Here is a 5,687-nt window from a genome sequence, read left to right as displayed (position 1 = left end):
TCGGCTGCTGACCGGGGCGCTGCTGCGGACCCACCTGCTGAGTGCCCTGCTCGCCGGGCTGCTGCGGGGGCTGCTGCGGGTTCTGCTGCTGCGGATTCGGCTGCTGGGCGTTCGGCGGCTGCTGGGGCGGCTGCGGACGCTGACCCGCACCGGGCGGCGCCTGCCTGCCACCGGCCTGCTCCCGCGGAGGCGGCGGCTGCTGGGCGAACGACGTCGGTAAGTCGAGCTTGCGCCCCTCCGCCGAATCGCCGCGCGAACCCGAGGCGCCATCGTCGTCGTCATCGTCGAACGACGGAGTCCACGCGCCGGTCGTCTCCTGCGGCGACTCCGGAGCCGAACCCGAGCGCTGCTGGCCGGACGGACCGTTGCGCACGGTGTCCGGCCCGGACTGCGCTCCTTCACCGGGCCACTGCGGCTGTTCGCCCTGCCGGGAACGGCCCGCACCATCTCCTGCGCGCGGCCCTTGCCCCGGCGGCGGTCCGGGCGGCGGTCCTTGCTGACCGGCTCCCTGCTGACCGGGCCCCTGCTGACCGGGCCGCTGCGGCTGGCCTTGCTGCGGGCCCTGCTGCCCAGCAGGCGGACCCTGCGGCGGACGCTGCGGAGCGCCGCCCTGCCCGGGCGGCGGACCGGCGGGCCTGCCGGACTGCGGCGGCTGCTGGTTCGGCGGCGGCCCCTGCGGCGCACCACCCTGCCCGGGGGGCGGCCCCGGCGGTGGTCCTTGCGACCGCGGACCCTGCTGCCGGGCCGTGGGGGGCGTGTCCCGGTCTTCGGGGGGACCGGGGTTGCGACCTTCGGGCTGCCGGGAGTGGCGGCCACGAGCCGGGTCGTCACGCTCGTCGTTCACGAGTTGGCCTCCAGGACAGGCGTCGGTCGACGCCAGGTGATGCATTCAAGTCGGGGTACGCCCGCTGAGCGGCGCTGCTGGGGTGTCACGGCCCGGTTCACTCCGCCGCAGTCTTGCGCCGGTGGCGGCGGTCGTTCAAGTCACCGGTGCCCAGCACGTACGACTGCACCAGGTGGTTCCACCGACAGGTGCGGCACACCTCGACGACGTGCACGGTGAATTCCTTGAACACGGCCGCGAACCGTTCCAGCTCTTCGGGGCCGCGGGCGGAGCCCGAAGCGTGCTTGAGCTCCTCGCCGAAGATCCACGAAACCATCGTGAGCGACTCCTTGCGGCAGACCGGGCAGGTCACGTCGCTGGGCTGGCCGTGGTACTTCGCCGCCCGCAGCAGGTACGGGTTGGCATCGCAGACCTCATCAACCCCGACTCGGCCCGCGTGGACCCGCGCGAGCAGCGCCCGGCGCTGCAACGCGTAATCCACCACTTGCCGTTGGGTCCGCACGAGGGACAGGGTACGTGTCCGCTGCTGCGGCTCCATGCGCCGTTCAGGGCAGGACCGGTTTGTGCGGTCTGCCCGGCCTGCCGGTAGCGGCGCAGTAGCGCTCGACCTGCGATTTTCCGAGATCCCGGACGGATATACTGCTTCGGCGAGCAAGTGCCGCGGGTGGTCCGGCGGCCCCGGGACGCACCGGGGGCCGCGGTTCGCGCGCCTTTCGAGGGGGAGCCGGCTCAGCGGGAACAGCCCGGGCCGGGCCGCGGTTGTCAGGTTCAGCGGCGCAGCGCGCGGACCGGTCGGGGTCCGGAGGCGGCCGCGCACCAGGTCGGTCGATGCGCGCCGCCCGCGCTGCGCGCCGGACCGCCAGGGAAAGGGAGACGAATGATCAACAAGGAGAACCCTGCCATGAGCACAGACCGCCGCGAGGGTGCGGTTCGAGTGGCGATCGCAGGCGTCGGCAATTGCGCCGCTTCGCTGGTGCAGGGCGTCCACTACTACGCCGACGCCGACCCGGACGCCCGCGTACCCGGACTCATGCACGTGCAGTTCGGCGAGTACCACGTGCGCGACGTGCAGTTCGTGGCCGCGTTCGACGTGGACGCCAAGAAGGTCGGCAGGGACCTCTCCGAAGCGATCGTGGCCAGCGAGAACAACACCATCAAGATCGCCGACGTGCCGCCGCTGGGCGTGCCGGTGCAGCGCGGGCGAACCCTCGACGGCCTCGGGCAGTTCTACCGCGAAACGATCACCGAGGCCGAGGAGCAGCCGGTCGACGTGGCGCAGGCACTGCGCGACGCCGAGGTGGACGTGCTGGTGTCCTACCTCCCGGTGGGCTCGGAAGACGCGGGCAAGTTCTACGCGCAGGCCGCACTGGACGCCGGGGTGGCGTTCGTCAACGCGCTGCCGGTGTTCATCGCCTCCGACCCGGAGTGGGCGCGGAAGTTCACCGACGCCGGGGTGCCGATCGTCGGCGACGACATCAAGTCGCAGGTCGGCGCGACGATCACGCACCGGGTGCTGGCCAAGCTGTTCGAGGACCGGGGCGTGCACCTGGACCGCACGATGCAGCTCAACGTCGGCGGCAACATGGACTTCCTGAACATGAAGGAATCCCAGCGCTTGGAGTCGAAGAAGACCTCCAAGACCCAGTCGGTCACCTCGCAGGTGCAGCGCGACCTGGACAAGCGCAACGTGCACATCGGCCCGTCGGACTACGTGCCGTGGCTGGACGACCGCAAGTGGGCCTACATCCGGCTGGAAGGCCGCGCGTTCGGCGACGTGCCGCTGAACCTGGAGTACAAGCTGGAGGTGTGGGACTCGCCGAACTCGGCGGGGATCATCATCGACGCGCTGCGCGCCGCGAAGATCGCCAAGGACCGCGGCGTCGGCGGACCGGTGCTGTCCGCTTCGTCGTACTTCATGAAATCGCCGCCGGAGCAGTACGCGGACTCCGACGCCTACCAGGCGGTCGAGGACTTCATCACCAGCTGAGGAACTCCCCGCCGCCCGCGCGGATCAATGCTGCAGCTGCTGCTCGGCGCGGGAGAGCACCGCGTGCGCGGTGGCGTTGCCGTTGGTGGTGACCCAGGAGACCCGCAACCCCGGCCGCACCCGGGAGCGGCCGATCCGCATCGGCCAGGTCGCCACCCGGCGCGCCGGCTGGGCGATCGCCGCCCCGGTGCCGTGCGGGTGGTCGGCGACCAGTGCGAACTCGTCGCCGCCGTAGCGGGCCACGGTGTGCTCGTCGGACGGACCTTGCCGGAGCCTGCCCGCGAGGGTGCTGAGCAGTTCGTCGCCGCGGTCGAAACCGTGCTCGGTGTTGAACGCGGCCAACTGCTGCACGTCGATCAGCACCAGGGTGGTGAGCATGCCGCGGGTGCGCGCCCGCACCAGGGACTGCTCCAGCCGGTCCAGCAGCAGCGCGCGCCCCGGCAGGCCGGTCAGCGGGTCGAGCAGGCCGCGGGCGTGACCGACGTCGGTCTGCACGGCCTGCAGCAGGATCAGCACCCGGCGCTTGCCCTGTGCGCGGACCGCGTGGAAATCGCCCCACAGCCGCGTCGGGTGGCCGCCGCGCTCGACCACCATCGGGGTGGACAGCGGGGAACCGGCGCGCAGCACCTGGCCGGCCAGTTCGGACCAGTCCGGCATGGCCGCGCCGGTGTCGTCGCGCACCGTCCAGCCGCTGGGGCGGGCGCCGGTGAGCAGATCGGACTTGGTCAGCTGCATGAGGTCCGCGGCGACGTCGTTGGTGGCGAGCACCTGGCCGCGCTCGTCGGTGAGCAGCACACCAACGGTCAGCCCGGTGATCAGCTCGTCCCAGATCGGCGGCAACTGGGACGGTGCTGTCACGTCGAGGACACTCATTCGGCCCCTCCTCCCCACCAAACGGAGCAGTCCTCTGGACTCTCCTCCGCGGAGAGGGGCTAATTCAAGAGCATCACTACCACCCGTAATGGTGGTATTCACGGAACGCTAATAACGCTGGGTCAGCAAGTATCGTTGCTGTCGATCAGGCGCCACCCGATGCGGGAATCGACCTGTCCGGACGGTTGACGGTAACCGACTCCGGTCCGCCCGGCCGCCCGCGACGCGGCGACGCGCTCCGAGCGCGATCAAGGCGGCCTCTAGGCTGGGCAAGGTCGCCGGATCGGCGACGGCACCCGCACTACGACCTGGACGGTGAACCGTGGCGGTGAGCGGACCGGCGACGAGACCCGCACTGCGCCAGCTGATGCACGAGCACCGAGGACTGCTGCTGGCGATCGGGATCGCCGAGCTGGTCGCCGTGCTCATGGTCTCCACGATCAGCCCGCACGACCACATCGACGGCGAGGTCTACCGGCTCGGCGCGCGCGCCTGGCTCGCGGGCCAGGACGTCTACGGACCGCTGCCCGCCACCGAGTCGGGCCTCAAGCTGCCGTTCATCTACCCGCCGTTCGCGGCGATCCTGTTCAGCCCGCTCGGGCTGGTGCCCAAGACCGCCGCGGTGGCGGTCATCATGCTCGTCTCGCACCTGTCGCTGCTGATCACGCTGTACGTGGTGCTCGGCACCGCGAAGTTCCTGCGCGGGCAGCGCGAGCGATTGCTGCTGGGCACCGCGGTCGCGCTGCCGCTGGCGACGTTGTCCGAGCCGGTGATGGAGACCATCACCTACGCGCAGATCAACCTCGTGCTGATGGCGATGGTCGCGGTGGACTGCCTGTGGCGCACCGAACCGGGCCGCAAGCTGCCCTACCCGCGCGGGCTGCTGATCGGGATCGCCGCAGGGATCAAGCTCACCCCGGCCGCCTTCCTGCTGTTCTTCTTGCTGCGCAAGGACTTCCGACCGGTCCTGATGGCGGTGCTGGGCTTCCTCGGCACCGTGCTGGCCGGAGTCGTGCTGGCCTTCGACGACGCGCGCGAGTTCTGGCTGCACCAGGTGCTGGCCACCGGCAACGTTTCGTTCGGGCCGACGTTCACCGGCGACGCCTCGGTGTACGCGGGCAACCAGTCGCTGCGCTCGGCGCTGACCAAGCTCGGCGTCGGGCACGTGTCGATCGTGTTCCTCGTGCTGGCGGTGCTGGTGCTGGCGCTGGCCGTGGTGGGCATGGTGCACGCGATCCGGCAGCAGGACCTGCCGATGGCGGTGACGCTCAACGGCGTCCTGTCGCTGCTGGTGTCGCCGATATCCTGGTCGCACCACTGGGTGTGGGCGATTCCGGGGCTGGTGCTGCTGGCGGGGGCCGCGTGGAGCAGGCGGAACTGGCCGCTGCTGGTGATCACCGCGCTGGCCGCGTCCTTCTTCATGATCGGACCGCACTGGAAGGTGCCGCAGGGCTACGGCCGCGAGCTGCGCTGGAACCTCTTCGAGCACCTGATCGGCAACGCTTACGTCTACTTCGGACTCGCGCTGCTGGTTTACGCCGGGCTCGCTTGGTGGCGGGCGCGGCGGACCGGCGCGGGCCGGGACATCGCGGAAACCACCGAGCCGGTCACCGCGGCTTCCTGAGCGAGCGACGAAAACGGCCGCCGGATGTCCGGCGGCCGTTTTGCGCGGCAGGGCTCAGATGCGCTGCAACTCGACGGTGTCCTCGATGCTGCGTCCCGGGGCGGGGCCCGGCGATGGCGAACCCCTCCCCGGCACGACCAGCGACGGCAGCGGGCCGCCGAGCACCGGCAGCGCCAGCTCGCCCGGCGCCGCACGCGGCATCGGGAACGGGTTGCGGGCCACCACCTCCCGTTCCGCCCGTCCTGCGTCGAGCGCGTCGAGCGGTGTGACCTGCACCGGCAGCTTCAGCGGGTCGCGGGTGCAGCGGGCGGCCAGCAGCGGCGTGGTCGGCAGGTCGCCGGTCCGCATCGCTCGATCGA

5 protein-coding genes and 1 pseudogene are annotated in these 5,687 nt (G+C 71.2%); 2 read left to right on the top strand and 4 right to left on the bottom strand.

The genetic code is table 11. From position 1 onward, the window contains the following. Together IJH84_RS06910 and IJH84_RS06905 are read right to left on the bottom strand one after the other, a co-directional pair. Positions 1 to 844 (bottom strand): annotated as a pseudogene (locus tag IJH84_RS06910) (hypothetical protein); the annotation flags it as partial. A 97-nt stretch (positions 845 to 941) separates the two neighbouring features. Further along, positions 942 to 1,346, bottom strand: coding sequence for a DUF5318 domain-containing protein (locus IJH84_RS06905; protein ID WP_200067994.1), 405 nt, complete (start codon positions 1,344 to 1,346; stop codon positions 942 to 944). A gap of 399 nt (positions 1,347 to 1,745) precedes the next feature. Between IJH84_RS06905 and IJH84_RS06900 the strand changes: the two genes are divergently transcribed. Then, the gene (locus IJH84_RS06900) at positions 1,746 to 2,831 is read left to right on the top strand and encodes an inositol-3-phosphate synthase (protein ID WP_200067995.1); all 1,086 of its coding nucleotides are present in this window, start codon (positions 1,746 to 1,748) and stop codon (positions 2,829 to 2,831) included. A gap of 24 nt (positions 2,832 to 2,855) precedes the next feature. Here IJH84_RS06900 and IJH84_RS06895 read toward each other — a convergent pair whose 3' ends face one another. Next, positions 2,856 to 3,704, bottom strand: coding sequence for a diguanylate cyclase (locus IJH84_RS06895; protein ID WP_295141658.1), 849 nt, complete (start codon positions 3,702 to 3,704; stop codon positions 2,856 to 2,858). 328 nt (positions 3,705 to 4,032) lie between these two features. Here IJH84_RS06895 and IJH84_RS06890 point away from each other — a divergent pair, with 328 nt between their 5' ends. Then, on the top strand, positions 4,033 to 5,328 hold the full coding sequence (locus IJH84_RS06890; RefSeq protein WP_295141655.1) for a glycosyltransferase 87 family protein: 1,296 nt from the start codon (positions 4,033 to 4,035) through the stop codon (positions 5,326 to 5,328). A 54-nt stretch (positions 5,329 to 5,382) separates the two neighbouring features. Here IJH84_RS06890 and IJH84_RS06885 read toward each other — a convergent pair. Then, positions 5,383 to 5,687: hypothetical protein (locus IJH84_RS06885; protein ID WP_295141648.1), on the bottom strand; the 305-nt coding region annotated here is incomplete at its 5' end.

It is taken from the genome of Saccharopolyspora sp. (assembly GCF_017434145.1).
Classification (GTDB): domain Bacteria; phylum Actinomycetota; class Actinomycetes; order Mycobacteriales; family Pseudonocardiaceae; genus Saccharopolyspora_C; species Saccharopolyspora_C galaxeae.
The sequence above is the reverse complement of the archived record's forward strand: the minus strand, read 5'-3'. Positions and strand labels throughout refer to the sequence as shown.

Coding starts and splice junctions, on each gene's coding strand:
- IJH84_RS06900 (WP_200067995.1), top strand. CDS start 1,746: ATGAGCACAGACCGCCGCGAGGGTGCGGTTCGAGTGGCGATCGCAGGC.
- IJH84_RS06895 (WP_295141658.1), bottom strand. CDS start 3,704: ATGAGTGTCCTCGACGTGACAGCACCGTCCCAGTTGCCGCCGATCTGG.